Raw genomic sequence first — 14,866 nt, 5'->3', positions numbered from 1 at the left:
AAGGTCTTGCCTACATCGTACTGTAATGATTTTCAGCAGCGATGCTCAGATACCGACTTTTTGCAAAGTGTAATGACGATATTCTGACACGTAAAACAAGGTTTACGTTTGGAGGAGGCTACTCCCCTTGTTCAAATTTTGTTTTGGACACTGTCCAAATATGCGGCAAAGCATGACAGTTTTTAGTTCAAAGTGCAATCAGCAATTTGCGAATTCATTTAATGTGCCATGGGAGGATTAAAATCACCACGTTGTACCAACGCTAAGGCTAAAAGTGTGCCGATCACCGCGATGATTCCTCCGATCACGCCAATATAGCTCAAACCGAAATGTACGCTGACCATGCCGCCCAAGAGTGCGCCACCGCCAATGCCGACATTATAAAGTCCTGAATAGATAGCCATGGCGACATCTGTGGCATCGGATGCGAGATGCAGCGTCTTTGACTGTAATGCGAGACTAAATCCAATGATACTCATGCCCCACAATAAGCACACCGCACTCACACCTGCAAAACTCAAAGAAACAGGAAGCAACAGCAGCATGGATAAAGCCAGTGTGGCTGTACTCAAAGGAATTGCAACTTTAGGATATTTCCCACCAAATTTCCCAAAGAGATAAGATCCCAGAAAGCCTGCAGCACCAAAGATTAATAACAACGTGGTAGTTTGCATGGAACTGAATGCAGCAATGTTGAGTGAGAACGGTTCGATATAGCTATATGCGGTAAATTGCGCGCTAATTACGATAATGGTTAATGCAAAGACCATTATTAAGCTTGGACGGCGAATAAACTGTTTTAGGCTGCTCAGCGAACCTGAGTTCAAACTCGGCAGTATTGGCAGCGTTTTGGCTAAAATCAGGCAAACGATACTGGCGCCAATGCCAATCAGAGCAAAGGTATTTCGCCAACCATAGACTTCTCCAACCATACGCCCAAACGGAATACCGAGAACCATCGCCAAAGCCGTGCCTGTGGCCAAAAGCCCCAAGGCTTGAAATTCTTTGCCTTTCGGTGCAACACGAACCGCCAGCGATGCAGTAATTGACCAAAAAAGTGCATGTGAGAAGGCAATGCCGATTCGACTGAGCAATAAGGTATTAAAGCTCCATGCGAAATACGACAGAACATGGCTGATAATAAACACTATAAATAAACAAATCAGGAGCGAGCGACGTTCAATATTTTTGGTCAATAACATGATCGGCAAAGAAATCGGCGCAACCACCCATGCATACAGCGTAATCATGATACCGACATCGGTTGCGGCTAAGCTAAAGGTTTTGCCAATATCGCTGAGCAACGCGACAGGTACAAATTCAGTGGTATTAAAAATAAATGCTGCGAAAGCCAAAGCAATCACAGCTGTCCAAGAGCCAGAAGAAGCCGTTTCGGAGGGAGAGGCAGACATGAGTGTCTTCAAATAAAAAAAGTGGCATATTTTACTATGCTGTATACACAAGCAGGAACCGATTTAAGCCCTGTACATGCGGTTTAAATTAATACAAAAACAACAGAGTTGACCTGCATTACATGCCAATTTATAAAAAATGGAGGAAATTTAAAATGTTTGTACAACAAGATGATGATCAAAAAAAAGGGGCTTTTTTTGTTGAGCAAGATGGGGAACGTTTGGCAGAGATGACTTACTCATGGGCAGGCGATGATAAATTTATTATTGATCATACCGATGTCAGTGACAGCTTGCGAGGACAAGGTGTTGGACGACATCTCCTCGATGCAGCAGTGAATTTTGCTCGGGAAAAGAACGTGAAAATTATTCCGCTCTGCCCTTTTGCAAAATCTGTATTTGATAAAGATGAATCGATTCGTGATGTTCTACGCTAATACGCTAAATTGTATAGCGTGATGTAGATTAATCATTTGGATAAATAAAAACAGCCTGATCGTATTGCGATCAGGCTGTTCTTTTATTTGAAATCTAATTGTGAAATTGAATTAAGATCGTGATTTATACAGCGATACAACCAAGCATGCTGCAGCAATGAGTAATACAAAGATGGCGACAAGATAAAGGTCCATAATAAAAATATCCGGCAAGTGTGATTTAATTGTTTTTTAATTAATGTGAAAGGTGTACGGATTTATTATCACCTACAGTTGAATATAGGTCGTTTAAGTTCTGTACCGATCACTTTCTCGTTTGTTACACGGTGTATTTTTTCATAAAAAGGAAGAAAAAACAGTGACTATGCAACATCAAGATAACGGTCAAAAAGGTGAATTTTTTCAGTTAAATGCTGAGGGTATACGCCTCGCAGAAATGAGTTACTTATGGCGTGATGAACACACTATTGTGGCAAATCACACGTGGGTAGATGATTCCTTACGTGGGCAAGGGGTTGCTCGTGTGTTATTGGATCATTTGGTGGAGTTCGCTCGTGAGAAACACTTAAAAATTATTCCAACCTGTTCTTATGTAGACGTGATGTTTCGTCGAGAAAAAAGTTTTATGGATGTTGCTGCATAAACAAAAGAAGCCCGCTTCGCGGGCTTCTTTCATTTTATCCAGTTGATTTAGGCTTTTAATGCACTGATCAATTTCTGATGTAACCCACCAAAACCGCCATTCGACATAATCACCACAGCATCGCCCTCGCCTGCCTCGCTTACGATGGTTTGAATGATGTCATCCAGTGAACGCGCCACGACAGCTTTATTCGCAGCAGCTTCAATCACAGGCTGTAGATCCCAATCTAAACCTTCAGGTTGATACCAAATCACTTCATCCGCTAAGCGTGCAGAATGTGCAAGGCCATCTTTATGACTACCCATGCGCATGGTATTAGAACGTGGCTCAATCACCGCCCAAAGCTTACGTTGACCTAGACGCTTACGCGCACCTTCTAACGTGGTATCAATCGCCGTTGGGTGATGTGCAAAGTCGTCATACACTTCAACGCCACGTACTGTGCCCAAAAGCTCCATACGACGTTTTACACCACCAAAGTTTGAAAGCGCTTCACACGCCGTTTCAATCGAAACACCGACATGTTCAGCCGCAGCAATGGTTGCCAAAGCATTGGCTACACTGTGTTGCCCAGTCATATTCCATTTGACTTCGCCTTTCACGACACCATGCTGTAGCACTTTGAAATGTGAACCGTCAGCAGACAATTGTTCTGCATACAATTCAGATTTGTCATTGGAATCTAAAGATGTACGCACCACAGGTGTCCAGCAGCCCATTTCCAAGACTTCATCAATATTTGTTTCAGTGATGGGCGCAATGATACGGCCTTCACTTGGAATAGTACGCACTAGATGATGGAATTGCTTTTGAATCGCAGCCAAGTCATCGAAGATGTCGGCATGATCAAATTCAAGGTTATTTAAAATCGCTGTTTTAGGATGGTAATGCACAAACTTAGAACGTTTGTCGAAAAATGCCGAATCATATTCATCGGCTTCTACACAGAAATATTCACCACCGCCTAAACGTGCGCTTTCACTAAAGCCTAAAGGTACTCCGCCAATCAAGAAACCTGGGTTTAAACCCGCTTGATCGAGCACCCATGCCAACATGGTTGTGGTTGTGGTTTTACCATGCGTGCCTGCAACGCCTAAGACATGTTTGCCTTGTAGGACGTGGTCTGCAAGGAACTGTGGGCCAGAAATATAAGGTAGGCCTTCGTTCAGCATGTATTCCACTGCATCAATGCCACGTTTCATGGCATTGCCGACAATCACGAGATCTGGGTGTGGTTGAAGGTGGCTACGGTCATAGCCTTGCATTAAGGTAATGCCTGCATTTTCCAATTGGGTAGACATTGGTGGGTAAACGTTTTGGTCTGAACCCGTCACCTTATGTCCTAAATCACGCGCCAAGAGCGCCAATGAACCCATAAAGGTGCCACAAATACCCAAGATATGCAGATGCATTCGTTCTAACTCCACTGCTTTTATCGACACATCACTTTGTTATTGTGGTGTTGTCATTATAGATTTGGTTGAAAAGGTTAATTTCATTTGAGAGCAACCATAGCAAGGGTCTTAGCGAAAAGATAGATTTTTTTGTATGAGATCGTGCAAAAAGATTGAGCACGTAACTGATCAAATGTACGCAATTTTCTTGAGGATAAAAACACGGAAAATAGGCGCGAAATTGTGATGAAAAACGTACAATAAGCGCAATTTTTTGCGATCTTGATTGCTTATGTCACTTGCCCTATTTTTATTGATTATCTCCAACTGTTTTATGACTTTGGCCTGGTATGGACATCTGAAATTTCTACATGATGCGCCGCTCTGGCAAGCGATTTTATTTGGATGGGCTATAGCATTACTCGAATATAGTTTTATGATCCCAGCAACGCGACTGTTGGCCAAACATGGGTGGTCTTTGGGTCAAATGAAAATCACACAAGAAGTCGTGACGCTATTGGTCTTCGTTCCATTTATGATTTTCCTTTTTAAACAACCCTTTAAGTTGGACTATTTGTGGGCAGGTTTATGCCTTTTTGGATGTGTCTATTTCGTGTTTCGCAGTGCTTAACTGATCCAATGCTGCATGGCTCTGATCATTTAAGTGAGGCGTGTTTGCAGGCATTTTTGAGGACTTTACTAAACTCACGGTCTCGTGGAGTGGGATCTTCATAGTCAAAGGTATAATCACTCTCATTGGTTAGTACAGTCTTTGACCGTCTGCTTCAAAGTCCATGAGTGCAAAACCAAAGCTTTGGTCATCACAATACACACGATATTCTGAAATTGAATACATGTTATCACGGCCATCATCTGCTTTGTAATAGCCTGTCATTTTGAACGACTCACGTTCATCAATGATCGATTTTCCGGTGACTAAAAATTTTTCGTGGATGTAGCCATTACTCTTAATTTGGCCGTTATAGTCTTTTTGTTGCTGTAAAAGGTTAAATTCTTTCACAAATTGGTTCGTATTGAGTTGAACGAGTTGGGCAAAACTTTGAGAGCTTAGGGCTAGAGTGAGCAGGATAAACATCTGTTTCATATTTAAAGTGTTGTTATAAATATTGATTTAATAAAAGTTTTTATAAAATTGAAAAAAATAAAAATATTTTCATCAAAATATTATGGAGTTTTCTCTTTAAAGACAACCGTTAAATTTTATTGAGATGAATTTTCAGTCTATAATACGGGGCTCTTATTAAAGCTTGGCTCTAGTCGAGATTTACTCTCTCTTACTTTAATCTCTGGAAACATTGCAATGAATGCGGCCGCTTCACAAGACACTCCTCTCGTTGGAATTATCATGGGTTCTCAATCGGATTGGGCAACGCTAGAAAACACTGCCAATATGCTCAAACAGCTTGGCGTCCCATTTGAAGCGGAAGTAGTATCTGCACACCGAACTCCAGATCGATTATTCGAATATGCCGAAACCGCACGTGATCGTGGTATTCAAGTGATTATTGCCGGTGCTGGCGGTGCTGCACATTTGCCAGGCATGTGCGCAGCGAAGACTGACCTGCCTGTACTTGGTGTACCGGTAAAATCATCGATTTTAAACGGCGTGGATTCATTGCTGTCTATCGTGCAAATGCCAGCAGGTATTGCAGTTGGTACTTTGGCGATTGGCCCAGCGGGTGCAACCAATGCAGCGATCATGGCGGCACAAATTTTAGGTTTAACGCGTCCTGATATCGCAAAAAATGTTGCAGATTTCCGCGCTGCGCAAACCGATAAAGTGGCGAGTAAAAATATTCCGGGTCAAGCTTAATTAAGGGGCATTTCTCATGGATAAAACCATTGGTATTTTTGGTGGTGGCCAGCTTGGTCGTATGATGGCGCAAGCGGCATTACCTTTAAACATTCAATGCACCTTCTTTGAAGCGAGTACCGACTGCCCTTCTGCAGCCCTAGGTCCAGTGATTTCGACCCAAGCTGAAAATGGCTTGCAAGATTTCATTCAGAGTGCAGATGTTTTCAGCTTAGAGTTTGAAAATACCCCGTTAGCAGATGTTGATGTGTTGACCAAGAACAAAGCACTGCACCCGCCGCGTCAAGCTTTAGCGATTGCACAGCATCGTTTGTCTGAAAAAGCCTTGTTTGATGAATTAGCTATTCCAGTTGCACCCTATAAGGCTGTGACGTCTTTAGAGAGTTTGGAAGCCGCTGTTGCTGAGCTGGGTTTACCCATCGTACTGAAAACATCGCGTGGCGGTTATGATGGTAAAGGCCAATTCGTGCTACGTAGCGCTGAGCAAATGGATCAAGCATGGGCTGAACTGGGCCCTGCTGGTGAATTGATTGCGGAAAGCTTTGTAACCTTCTCACGTGAAGTCTCAATTATTGCGGTGCGTGGTCAAGACGGTGATGTGAAAACATGGCCATTGGCGGAAAACCACCACCACAACGGCATTTTGTCGCATTCGATTGTGCCTGCGCCAAACAGCGCAGACTTACAACCAGTTGCGCAAGACTACATTACTCGCCTGCTCAATCATTTGAATTATGTCGGTGTTTTGACGCTAGAGCTGTTTGTGACAGATAAAGGCTTATATGCCAATGAGATGGCGCCACGTGTGCATAACTCTGGGCATTGGTCGATTGAAGGCGCAGTGTGTTCACAGTTTGAAAACCACATTCGTGCTGTAGCAGGTCTACCTTTGGGTTCGACTGAAGTTGTTCGTCCAACGGTCATGGTAAACATCATTGGTCAACATCCGAAATCTGAAGATGTATTGGCACTGAATGGCGCGCATTTGCATCTGTATAACAAAACAGAGCGTGAAGGTCGCAAAATTGGTCACATCACTTTAATGCCGAACGATACCGCTGAATTAACAGCTTTATGTCGTGCTTTGGCGAAAATTTTGCCGAATCCATTGGCACTTAGCGAAGATATGACCATTTAAACCTGAGTTTGAATGATAAAAAAGCGGTCATGCACATGGCCGCTTTTTTTATTGCTGTAGTTCGGGCATCATTGCGCCTCTTTGCAAAATCACACCGTTTATCGGTGAAACGATAAGAAACTATTGATCATAAAGTGTTCGTTCGTTTATAAATATTCTGCGCTAATCTTCGTATGGTTTTTTCTGTATCAATGGCCTGCGATGTATGTGAATCAAAATCAAAAATAACTAATGCGTTTTGAATTCAAACTGTGTTTTTAAATTTAAACTATGAATTTGAATTCAAAAAATCCTATGCCAAAAACAATGAATTCAAAGTTTATGAATTTAAATTTCAAAAAATGAATTCATTTCGCTGTGTTTAAATTTAAAAAATTTGAATTTAAAAGTTGATCAGACTTATTGGATCTGTAGAAAGTGCTTTTAAAATCTATAATATTTTGATTATTAAAAATAAAAATGAATTATCACGCTATTTTGAATTTGTGGATAACTTTTTCTACATGCAGTTTATTTTTAAATTTAAAAGTTTTGAATTTAAATTTAAACCGCTGTTTGGTTTGTAGTGAATTTAAAACTGGGTTGTGGATAACTGCTTTTGAATTCAAATTTCAAAAATGAATTTAAATAAGTAGAAATTATGAATTTAAATTTACGTTTTGAACCTTTAACTTTTGCTTTGAGCTGCTATTGTTAAAGCAACAATTTAAATTCAAAAAAAGATCAAGGGTATGAAGCATCACTTAGGATTTGTTTTCGGGACTGCTTTTTTGGCAATAACTCAGGCAAATGCCGAGTTGATTATTAATGGTCAGTCTGTCAATGCGTCGAGCATGCCTGCAACGAGCAGCATTTCACCACAAAATAACTTTCAAGGCTGCTTAGCTAATTTGCGCTCGCAAGCAATGAATGCTGGTGTGAGTGCGTCCACTTATGATCGCTATACACAAAATTTAACACCAGATTATTCTGTGATTGAAAAGCTCAACTATCAGCCTGAGTTTTCAACACCGATTTGGGACTATTTGTCAGGACTGGTGGATGAAGAGCGTGTACAACTGGGTCGGCAGAAATTGGCGCAGCATCGTGATGTTTTAAACCGTGTCGCAGCGGCTTATGGTGTACCTGCTGAAACCGTGGTTGCGGTTTGGGGTGTGGAGAGTAATTTTGGTGATATTGCGGGTAGCTATCCGTTATTACAGTCATTGGGCACTTTAAGTTGTGAAGGACGCCGTCAAAGCTATTTCCGTGGCGAGTTTTTTGCAGCCATGCGGATTTTGCAGCGTGGTGATTTAAATGAATCACAATTGAAAGGTTCGTGGGCAGGTGCATTTGGTCATACCCAATTTATGCCGAGCACTTATGAAGAACTGGCCGTCGATTTTGATGGTGATGGCCGCCGTGATTTGGTATCGAGCACCACGGATGCTTTGGCATCTACGGCTAACTTCCTGAAAAAGCGTGGTTGGAAAACTGGTCAACCGTGGGGTTTTGAAGTAAAAATTCCCGAAGGAATGTCGATCAGTGGTGAAAGTCGCCGTAATAAAAAGTCATTAGATAGCTGGATGAATCGTGGTTTGCAGCGTGCCGATGGTACACCGTTAATACAAGGTAACCTTTCTAGATCGAGCCAAGCAGGTTTAATGGCACCGGCTGGGGCAAGTGGGCCTGTGTTCTTGGTGTTTAAAAATTTCGATGCAATCTATAGCTACAATGCCGCAGAGAGTTATGCATTAGCGATTGCGCATTTATCCGATCGCTTGCAAGGCAAGGGTGGCTTTAGTACGACATGGCCAACCGATGATCCTGGGACTTCACGTGCGGAACGACGTGAGATTCAACAATTTTTACTTAACCGTGGCTATGACATTGGTAAAGTGGATGGATTAATTGGAGATAAAACCCGTCAAGCCATTCGACAAGAGCAAAATCGACTGGGTTTAAGCCCAACAGGTCGGGCGGGACAGCAGATTTTACAGGCTTTCCGTAATGAACATGCCAAGGCAATGATGAATTAAGTTTGAGCTATGCTTTTATATAGTAGTTAATCTATATAAAAGCTTGTCTATATAAAAAAGGTCTGCAATTGCAGACCTTTTTTATATGTTTTTGACTCTTAAACCGCAGTGATTGTACCTAAGATACGATAGCCAGCAGCACCCGTCACACTTGGTAAATTTGCACTAAGCTGATTGACAAAGCGCATCGCCAACCAAGCAAAGGCCGTCGCTTCCACCCATGTTGGGCTTAAGCCTAAATCTGCGGTACTTTGCACCGTCCATTCATGTTTACGTAGACGCCAGCGCAGTTGTTCTAAAAGGTGTGAATTATATGCACCACCACCACAGACATAGACTTCACCGGTATCCATATCAGAACGGTAAATGGCTTTTTTAATGGCACGTGTGGTGAGTTTCATTAAGGTTGCTTGAATGTTTTCTGGCGTATCTTCGAGTTCGTCATATTCGAGATCTCCACGCCAATCGAGAATCTGTTCATCTAACCATTCTAGATTGAAGTCTTCACGACCTGTACTTTTTGGCGGTTCCTTAGAGAAAAACTCATGCGCTTGTAAGCGGTCGAGCAGGCTGCGAATAGGCTGACCATAAGCTGCCCAGTTGCCATTTTCATCATAGGGCTGACCAGTATAACGTTCGCACCAAGCATCCATTAAAATGTTGGCAGGGCCTGTATCAAAGCCATAGACATCTTCAGGTTTGCCTGCAGGTAACATGCTGACATTGGCAATTCCGCCCAAGTTTAAAATCACACGGTGAATAGTATCATGTTGGAAAAGCGCTTGATGAAACGCAGGAACTAAAGGTGCGCCTTGACCGCCTGCAGCCATATCACGGCGGCGGAAGTCTGAAATCACCGGGATTTTAGTGAGTTCGGTGATAATGTTTGGGTCGCCAATTTGCAGGGTAAAACCATGTTCAGGGCGGTGGCGAATGGTTTGTCCATGTGAGCCAATCGCCTTGATTTGACTACGATCTAGCTGATTCTTCTCGATCAACTCATTGATGCCATGACCGATCATTTGAGCTAAAGCAACGTCTGCCTTACCCATACGATCAATTTCGTTGTCATCAGGCAAGGTGAGAGCCATTAGTTCATCACGAAGGTCTGGGTCAAAGGGAAGTGTGAGCGTCGCATGAATCTCTAAAGGATCAAAAGAAGCAGCAACAATATCGACACCATCCATGCTTGTGCCGGTCATTACCCCAATGTAGATCGCTGTCATGATGATTCTTAAGCCTGCAATGTGCTGAAAAAGTGTTAGTATATCGCACAAATTGTATAACTGATCTATTTGGATTTTGTGATGTCAAATTTCCTGCCGGCTGAAGAACAACTTGCCCTCATTCAACGAGGCACACATGAGATTATTTCTGAAGAAGATCTTCTTAAGAAATTAAAGCAGAATCGCCCATTAAAAATTAAAGCGGGTTTTGACCCGACTGCACCTGATTTACATTTAGGTCATACGGTTCTGATTAATAAATTAAAAGTTTTCCAAGATTTAGGTCATGAAGTTTACTTCCTGATTGGTGACTATACAGCCATGATCGGTGACCCAACGGGTAAGAGCGCTACGCGTCCGCCGTTGTCTCGTGAAAAAGTTTTAGAAAATGCTAAAACGTATCAAGAACAAGTATTTAAGATTCTTGACCCTGCGAAAACTAAAGTTGTGTTTAACTCAGAGTGGTTTGGTCAAAAAACTGCTGCTGACTTGATTCAGTTGGCTTCACAGCAAACTGTGGCACGTATGTTGGAACGTGATGACTTCACTAAACGTTATAACAGTCATCAACCGATTGCGATTCACGAGTTTTTATATCCATTGGTACAAGGTTATGACTCAGTTGCACTAGAAGCGGATGTAGAGTTGGGGGGTACAGACCAAACCTTTAACTTGCTGATGGGTCGTACATTACAAAGCCGTTATGACCAAGAATCTCAAGTGTGCATTACTGTGCCAATTCTTGAAGGTTTAGACGGCGTAAATAAAATGTCTAAATCTTTGGGTAACTATATTGCAGTCTTTGATGCACCGGGTGCGATGTACCAAAAAGTGCTGTCAATGCCAGATGATTTGATCGAACGTTACTTTGACTTATTGAGCTTTAAATCGATTGAAGAAATTCAACAGTTGCTCAAAGAAGTGGCTGAAGGCCGTAACCCACAAGAAGTGAAGAAAATTCTTGCACTTGAATTGGTTGAGCGTTTCCATGGCGCAGAAGCTGCAGCAAATGCGCACAAAGGCGCAGGTAACTTGATTACTGAAGGTGAACTTCCAGAAGGTACACCAGAAGTGACGATTTCTCGTGGCGCATTTGGTGGTGAGATTTTCATTACTTCTATTTTGCGTGAAGCGGGTTTGACTAAAAATGCAGCTCAAGCAAAAGATGCAATTGGTCGTGGCGCGGTGAAAGTGGATTGGGAAGTGGTTGATGCAGGTTATGCTGTGTCAGAAAACAAAACTTTGATTATCCAAGCGAGCAAAAAAGCGATCGCAAAAGTAACTTTTACCGACTAATAAATTCTTGAATTTTTAGTTAAGTTATTGAATTAAAAGCAGGCTTCGGCCTGCTTTTTTTTACCAATTAATATATTAATAATATAAATAAGCAAATTCAAAAAAAACCTTATAAAAACAACACTTAAATTTTGCCAAATGTGTTGCATTTCTCGAATTTTATGTATAAGATTTATTCATCTAGAGAGATATATATACCATCTAGAGGGTACATAATCATAACTCCACTTTTTATAAGTCTCTTCCCCAAGGGACTCTTTTTTTAGTGAGTTAACAAATAACTATAATAACTACACGATGGATCGACTAAAGATTCAATTCTAAGGGAAAGATTTTGGGAGAGATCTTTCCCTTTTTTATTTGTAAAATTGAGCTATTCCTTTCAAAAATCACATTCATTTCTGTATTAAAGATTTTAATCGAGCCAGAAAAAAAGCCCGATTCAATCGAGCTTTAAAATGTCTCTCTACTAAGACCGATGTTCATGGAATTTTGTTTTAGGGCTTAGAGCCAAATTGAATGAAGCTTAATTTAGGTAAGATCCGCTTGACTAAAGTCCCGACTAAAAGTGCGGTAATAATGGTGCCTTCACGGACTCCGATGACTTGATGTAAGACTAGCCCGCTACTGATAACTGCAATACTGACCAAGAGGATGTCGCCATAGGTTTTACAGTTGCCAAAATCAAGGTGATAACGAACAGCAATAGCTTGATAGAGGCCTTCTGCGGCCAAGAGGACTAGACTGGCTTTGACCACTAAGCTCACACCTAAAGCAGTGATCAGGCAACTTGCCAAGCAAGCCAGGAGTTGAAGTGGGTAACTTTCTAGGCTCCAGCCTTGGGTCAGCCACATTAAACCGTCAATAAATGCACCAAATAAAATTCCCACAGGTAATTGCAACCACTGTATCCACTGAAAGCGTGATTTTAAGATCAGCATTTGCAGCAGAATCATGACGATGTGCATTAATATTGTTAATGTGCCGACGGTGAGTGGAAAGATATAGCTAAAGCTGTAGGGCACCGAAGAAATAGGGGATGTCCCTAAATTTGAATGTATAGAGAGTACGACACCAAAAGCTAATAATCCTAATCCGCTTAATAGTAAGAATAAGCGTGGAAAAAACTGTGTCGGCATCCTGCACCTAAAAAATAAAAAGAGTCTACTTAAAACGCAGCCTGCGCTCTATGCGTCTAAAGCCCAAAAATAGTGGCTTTTTATGACTGTGATCGTTAATAGTGATTATTCAAATAAAATAGGCTGTATTTTTTATCAGCAAAAATGACTAAGCATGTAATTAAAATGATTTTTGCAAAAACAGGCCTTATGGAACAATGGTCAAAAATCAAAAAAGAGCAACAACATGGCGTATTACAATACCGATAATCATGATGAACAGATTGATCGAATCTTGAGATATTTATTTGATCACCAAACCACACAGTATAAGCGAGCATTATTTTGTGAGGCGCAGCAACAATTACATGATTTGGATATCGCAGCACAGTACCAACTATTTGCATTGGTACGAGAACAACTCCCTCGACGTGCCAAGCTGCTATTTTCTGCCGAGGATTTCCGTGGAAAGCAACAAGTCATCTTGGAAGTCATGCAACATTTAGCATTTGAACGTTAAAAAATGCTTGGAAATATAAAAATGCACGCAAAAAAATGTCTATAAAGCTTGAATCGGTGTGATGACAGAAAAAAATGATGTGCTTTGAGGAAGAAAAGTAGATTAATGATCAATAAATAATCAAAGCTACTTTTATTAGATTTAAAAGCGCTGAAAAAGATTTGCTAGATATAAGAAATTTACTTAATTAAATATCGACTATTTGCTAAAAATTTATAAAAAATGCCTCTGTACACGACAAATTTCATAGGATCCTTGTCCTATCAGGCTTTTTCTTTCTTAAAATTGCTAGCACTTTCTTAAATTCTTCTTTTTTTCCAAAACCAATCAAACGTAGAATAGCCATTTGAACATAGTCCAAACCGTAGCGAAATAAACTTACTGAAAGTCGTCCATGCTTCTTTATTTTTATCGCTTTTTTCCGATCATGTTGCCATTCACCTGTTAAATAGCACCAACAGAAACCGATAGCTAGCACTGCTATCAATTTCTTGACTCGTCTAGGGTCTGTTAAACGAGTATTTTCAAGATTGAATTCACGTCCTTTGAGACAACTAAATAACGTTTCGATTTCCCAGCGTAATGCATAATCACGAATAGCAGAAGCATTAAACATAGGAGAAACAACAAGTAAAAGTTCTCCATCTTCTAATCGTAGCGCACTAATATACAGTTTCACTCGACCAACCCAAATACGTCGTTTACGACATTCAGTTTGACCAACTTGAAGATGACGAAATAAATCACTAATTTTATGATTCTTGGCTAAGTAATTGGTCACAATAAAGTTTTTTTAACACGTATACAGAAGTTAATGTCATTTTCAATTAACCATGTAAACCATTTCTCACCGATAAATTCTCTGTCTGCAAACACATTCACAATACGATCTTTACCAAAAATGGAGATAAAGCGTTGAATCAAAGCAATACGCTCTTTTGTATCTGAATTTCCACGTTTATTGAGCAATGTCCAAACAATAGGTATCGCTATTCCACGATAGACGATGGCTAACATCAAGATATTAATATCTCGTTTTCCCCATTTCCAATTAGTTCTATCCAAAGTTAATTGGACTTTATCGAATGAAAATATATTGAAAATTAACTGAGAAATTTGACGATAATCGAAATACTGATCTGCAAAGAAGCGTTGTATACGTCGGTAAAATGATTGTGGTAAGCACTTGATGGGTAAGGCTTTAGATGCAGAAGAAAGATTACATGTCTGTTTTACAATTAATGCAAGCATAATCAGTGTAAAACATTTTGCATGTGACTTGTTCCACTTTAGATATTTGTTTAAGATGAGATGTAACTCATTGAAATGTGTCATCATATTCGTCGTCAGAAAACAAGTACTATGCCATTATTTCAATGAGTTATCTTTTTTTGTCGTGTACAAAGAAAAAATGCTTAAAAAATAGGTAAAAGTGCAATTTTTTTAGCAAAAACGCTTATAAAAAATACATACGTGAAAAATATAGTGAATTGGGGGTTGCAATGATTCTGAAATGCTCTAGAATGCACCCCATACCGACGAGATAGACGGAAACGAACAAAACGCGAAGCGTTGAGTTGTTAAGTTTATCGAAGTCCGGCTTCTAGCATTGATGAGATGTTAGAAAGATCATTAAGAGATTATGAAGAACAACTTGTGTGGATTTTTACTGGTTGATCGATCGAAATTATTTTCATTGATTAATGGTAGAAATTACTCGAAGTTTATTTGAGCAAATTTTTGTCAGTAATTGATGAGCCAAGATTGGTACACTATATGTACTATTGATTTTAAACTGAAGAGTTTGATCATGGCTCAGATTGAACGCTG

The 14,866-nt window shown here is 40.5% G+C and carries 14 protein-coding genes; 8 read left to right on the top strand and 6 right to left on the bottom strand.

Going from position 1 to position 14,866, the window contains the following annotated elements:
* Nucleotides 1-218 precede the first annotated feature (218 nt).
* A complete protein-coding gene (locus FTU64_RS13310) occupies nt 219-1,412 on the bottom strand; it encodes a sugar transporter (protein ID WP_180060004.1) in 1,194 nt (397 codons plus the stop codon).
* Between the two features lie 122 nt (nt 1,413-1,534).
* Here FTU64_RS13310 and FTU64_RS13305 point away from each other — a divergent pair, with 122 nt between their 5' ends.
* Both FTU64_RS13305 and FTU64_RS13300 read left to right on the top strand, forming a co-directional pair.
* Nucleotides 1,535-1,849, top strand: a complete 315-nt coding sequence (locus tag FTU64_RS13305) for a GNAT family N-acetyltransferase (RefSeq protein WP_373886579.1) — start codon at nt 1,535-1,537, stop codon at nt 1,847-1,849.
* A gap of 358 nt (nt 1,850-2,207) precedes the next feature.
* Nucleotides 2,208-2,492: a GNAT family N-acetyltransferase gene (locus tag FTU64_RS13300; protein WP_180056027.1), complete on the top strand. Its 285-nt coding sequence runs from the start codon at nt 2,208-2,210 to the stop codon at nt 2,490-2,492.
* 47 nt (nt 2,493-2,539) lie between these two features.
* Here the strand turns inward: FTU64_RS13300 and mpl are convergent, their stop codons facing one another.
* Complete coding sequence (mpl, locus tag FTU64_RS13295) at nt 2,540-3,904, bottom strand: UDP-N-acetylmuramate:L-alanyl-gamma-D-glutamyl-meso-diaminopimelate ligase (RefSeq protein ID WP_180060002.1); 1,365 nt, start codon at nt 3,902-3,904, stop codon at nt 2,540-2,542.
* A 274-nt stretch (nt 3,905-4,178) separates the two neighbouring features.
* Between mpl and FTU64_RS13290 the strand changes: the two genes are divergently transcribed.
* On the top strand, nt 4,179-4,517 hold the full coding sequence (locus tag FTU64_RS13290; RefSeq protein WP_078189529.1) for a DMT family protein: 339 nt from the start codon (nt 4,179-4,181) through the stop codon (nt 4,515-4,517).
* Nucleotides 4,518-4,646: 129 nt separating this feature from the next.
* Here the strand turns inward: FTU64_RS13290 and FTU64_RS13285 are convergent, their stop codons facing one another.
* Nucleotides 4,647-4,991, bottom strand: a complete 345-nt coding sequence (locus FTU64_RS13285) for a hypothetical protein (protein ID WP_257222261.1) — start codon at nt 4,989-4,991, stop codon at nt 4,647-4,649.
* Between the two features lie 216 nt (nt 4,992-5,207).
* On the opposite strand from FTU64_RS13285, the gene purE reads away from it, so the two are divergent.
* The 3 genes from purE (at nt 5,208) to FTU64_RS13270 (ending at nt 8,876) form a co-directional block, all read left to right on the top strand.
* The gene (purE, locus tag FTU64_RS13280) at nt 5,208-5,720 is read left to right on the top strand and encodes a 5-(carboxyamino)imidazole ribonucleotide mutase (RefSeq protein WP_180027345.1); all 513 of its coding nucleotides are present in this window, start codon (nt 5,208-5,210) and stop codon (nt 5,718-5,720) included.
* A gap of 16 nt (nt 5,721-5,736) precedes the next feature.
* Nucleotides 5,737-6,858, top strand: coding sequence for a 5-(carboxyamino)imidazole ribonucleotide synthase (locus FTU64_RS13275; protein ID WP_168379845.1), 1,122 nt, complete (start codon nt 5,737-5,739; stop codon nt 6,856-6,858).
* A 731-nt stretch (nt 6,859-7,589) separates the two neighbouring features.
* Nucleotides 7,590-8,876 (top strand): lytic murein transglycosylase, encoded by a 1,287-nt coding sequence (locus tag FTU64_RS13270; RefSeq protein WP_180059999.1) that lies wholly within the window; start codon nt 7,590-7,592, stop codon nt 8,874-8,876.
* 98 nt (nt 8,877-8,974) lie between these two features.
* Here the strand turns inward: FTU64_RS13270 and FTU64_RS13265 are convergent, their stop codons facing one another.
* Nucleotides 8,975-10,102, bottom strand: a complete 1,128-nt coding sequence (locus FTU64_RS13265; RefSeq protein WP_078189534.1) for an anhydro-N-acetylmuramic acid kinase — start codon at nt 10,100-10,102, stop codon at nt 8,975-8,977.
* Nucleotides 10,103-10,165: 63 nt separating this feature from the next.
* Here FTU64_RS13265 and tyrS point away from each other — a divergent pair, with 63 nt between their 5' ends.
* Nucleotides 10,166-11,398, top strand: coding sequence for a tyrosine--tRNA ligase (gene tyrS / locus FTU64_RS13260; protein WP_171262600.1), 1,233 nt, complete (start codon nt 10,166-10,168; stop codon nt 11,396-11,398).
* Nucleotides 11,399-11,895: 497 nt separating this feature from the next.
* Here tyrS and FTU64_RS13255 read toward each other — a convergent pair whose 3' ends face one another.
* Nucleotides 11,896-12,537 (bottom strand): YitT family protein, encoded by a 642-nt coding sequence (locus tag FTU64_RS13255; protein WP_180059997.1) that lies wholly within the window; start codon nt 12,535-12,537, stop codon nt 11,896-11,898.
* 226 nt (nt 12,538-12,763) lie between these two features.
* On the opposite strand from FTU64_RS13255, the gene FTU64_RS13250 reads away from it, so the two are divergent.
* On the top strand, nt 12,764-13,036 hold the full coding sequence (locus FTU64_RS13250; protein WP_111886092.1) for a hypothetical protein: 273 nt from the start codon (nt 12,764-12,766) through the stop codon (nt 13,034-13,036).
* Between the two features lie 244 nt (nt 13,037-13,280).
* Here FTU64_RS13250 and FTU64_RS13245 read toward each other — a convergent pair.
* Nucleotides 13,281-14,371 (bottom strand): IS4-like element ISAba33 family transposase gene (locus tag FTU64_RS13245; RefSeq protein WP_180060022.1). Its coding sequence is split into 2 segments (ribosomal slippage): nt 13,281-13,831 and nt 13,831-14,371, totalling 1,092 coding nucleotides; the frame shifts between segments, so codons are not numbered across the junction.
* Nucleotides 14,372-14,866: the final 495 nt, after the last annotated feature.

This window comes from Acinetobacter sp. YH12128 (assembly GCF_013418655.1).
Classification (GTDB): domain Bacteria; phylum Pseudomonadota; class Gammaproteobacteria; order Pseudomonadales; family Moraxellaceae; genus Acinetobacter; species Acinetobacter amyesii.
The sequence above is the reverse complement of the archived record's forward strand: the minus strand, read 5'-3'. Positions and strand labels throughout refer to the sequence as shown.

Bases quoted from the DNA above. Each gene is read 5' to 3' on its own strand.
- mpl (WP_180060002.1), bottom strand. From the start codon at position 3,904: ATGCATCTGCATATCTTGGGTATTTGTGGCACCTTTATGGGTTCATTG.
- FTU64_RS13285 (WP_257222261.1), bottom strand. From the start codon at position 4,991: ATGAAACAGATGTTTATCCTGCTCACTCTAGCCCTAAGCTCTCAAAGT.
- FTU64_RS13255 (WP_180059997.1), bottom strand. From the start codon at position 12,537: ATGCCGACACAGTTTTTTCCACGCTTATTCTTACTATTAAGCGGATTA.
- FTU64_RS13270 (WP_180059999.1), top strand. From the start codon at position 7,590: ATGAAGCATCACTTAGGATTTGTTTTCGGGACTGCTTTTTTGGCAATA.
- FTU64_RS13310 (WP_180060004.1), bottom strand. From the start codon at position 1,412: ATGTCTGCCTCTCCCTCCGAAACGGCTTCTTCTGGCTCTTGGACAGCT.
- FTU64_RS13265 (WP_078189534.1), bottom strand. From the start codon at position 10,102: ATGACAGCGATCTACATTGGGGTAATGACCGGCACAAGCATGGATGGT.
- FTU64_RS13290 (WP_078189529.1), top strand. From the start codon at position 4,179: ATGTCACTTGCCCTATTTTTATTGATTATCTCCAACTGTTTTATGACT.
- FTU64_RS13250 (WP_111886092.1), top strand. From the start codon at position 12,764: ATGGCGTATTACAATACCGATAATCATGATGAACAGATTGATCGAATC.
- purE (WP_180027345.1), top strand. From the start codon at position 5,208: ATGAATGCGGCCGCTTCACAAGACACTCCTCTCGTTGGAATTATCATG.
- FTU64_RS13305 (WP_373886579.1), top strand. From the start codon at position 1,535: ATGCCAATTTATAAAAAATGGAGGAAATTTAAAATGTTTGTACAACAA.
- FTU64_RS13275 (WP_168379845.1), top strand. From the start codon at position 5,737: ATGGATAAAACCATTGGTATTTTTGGTGGTGGCCAGCTTGGTCGTATG.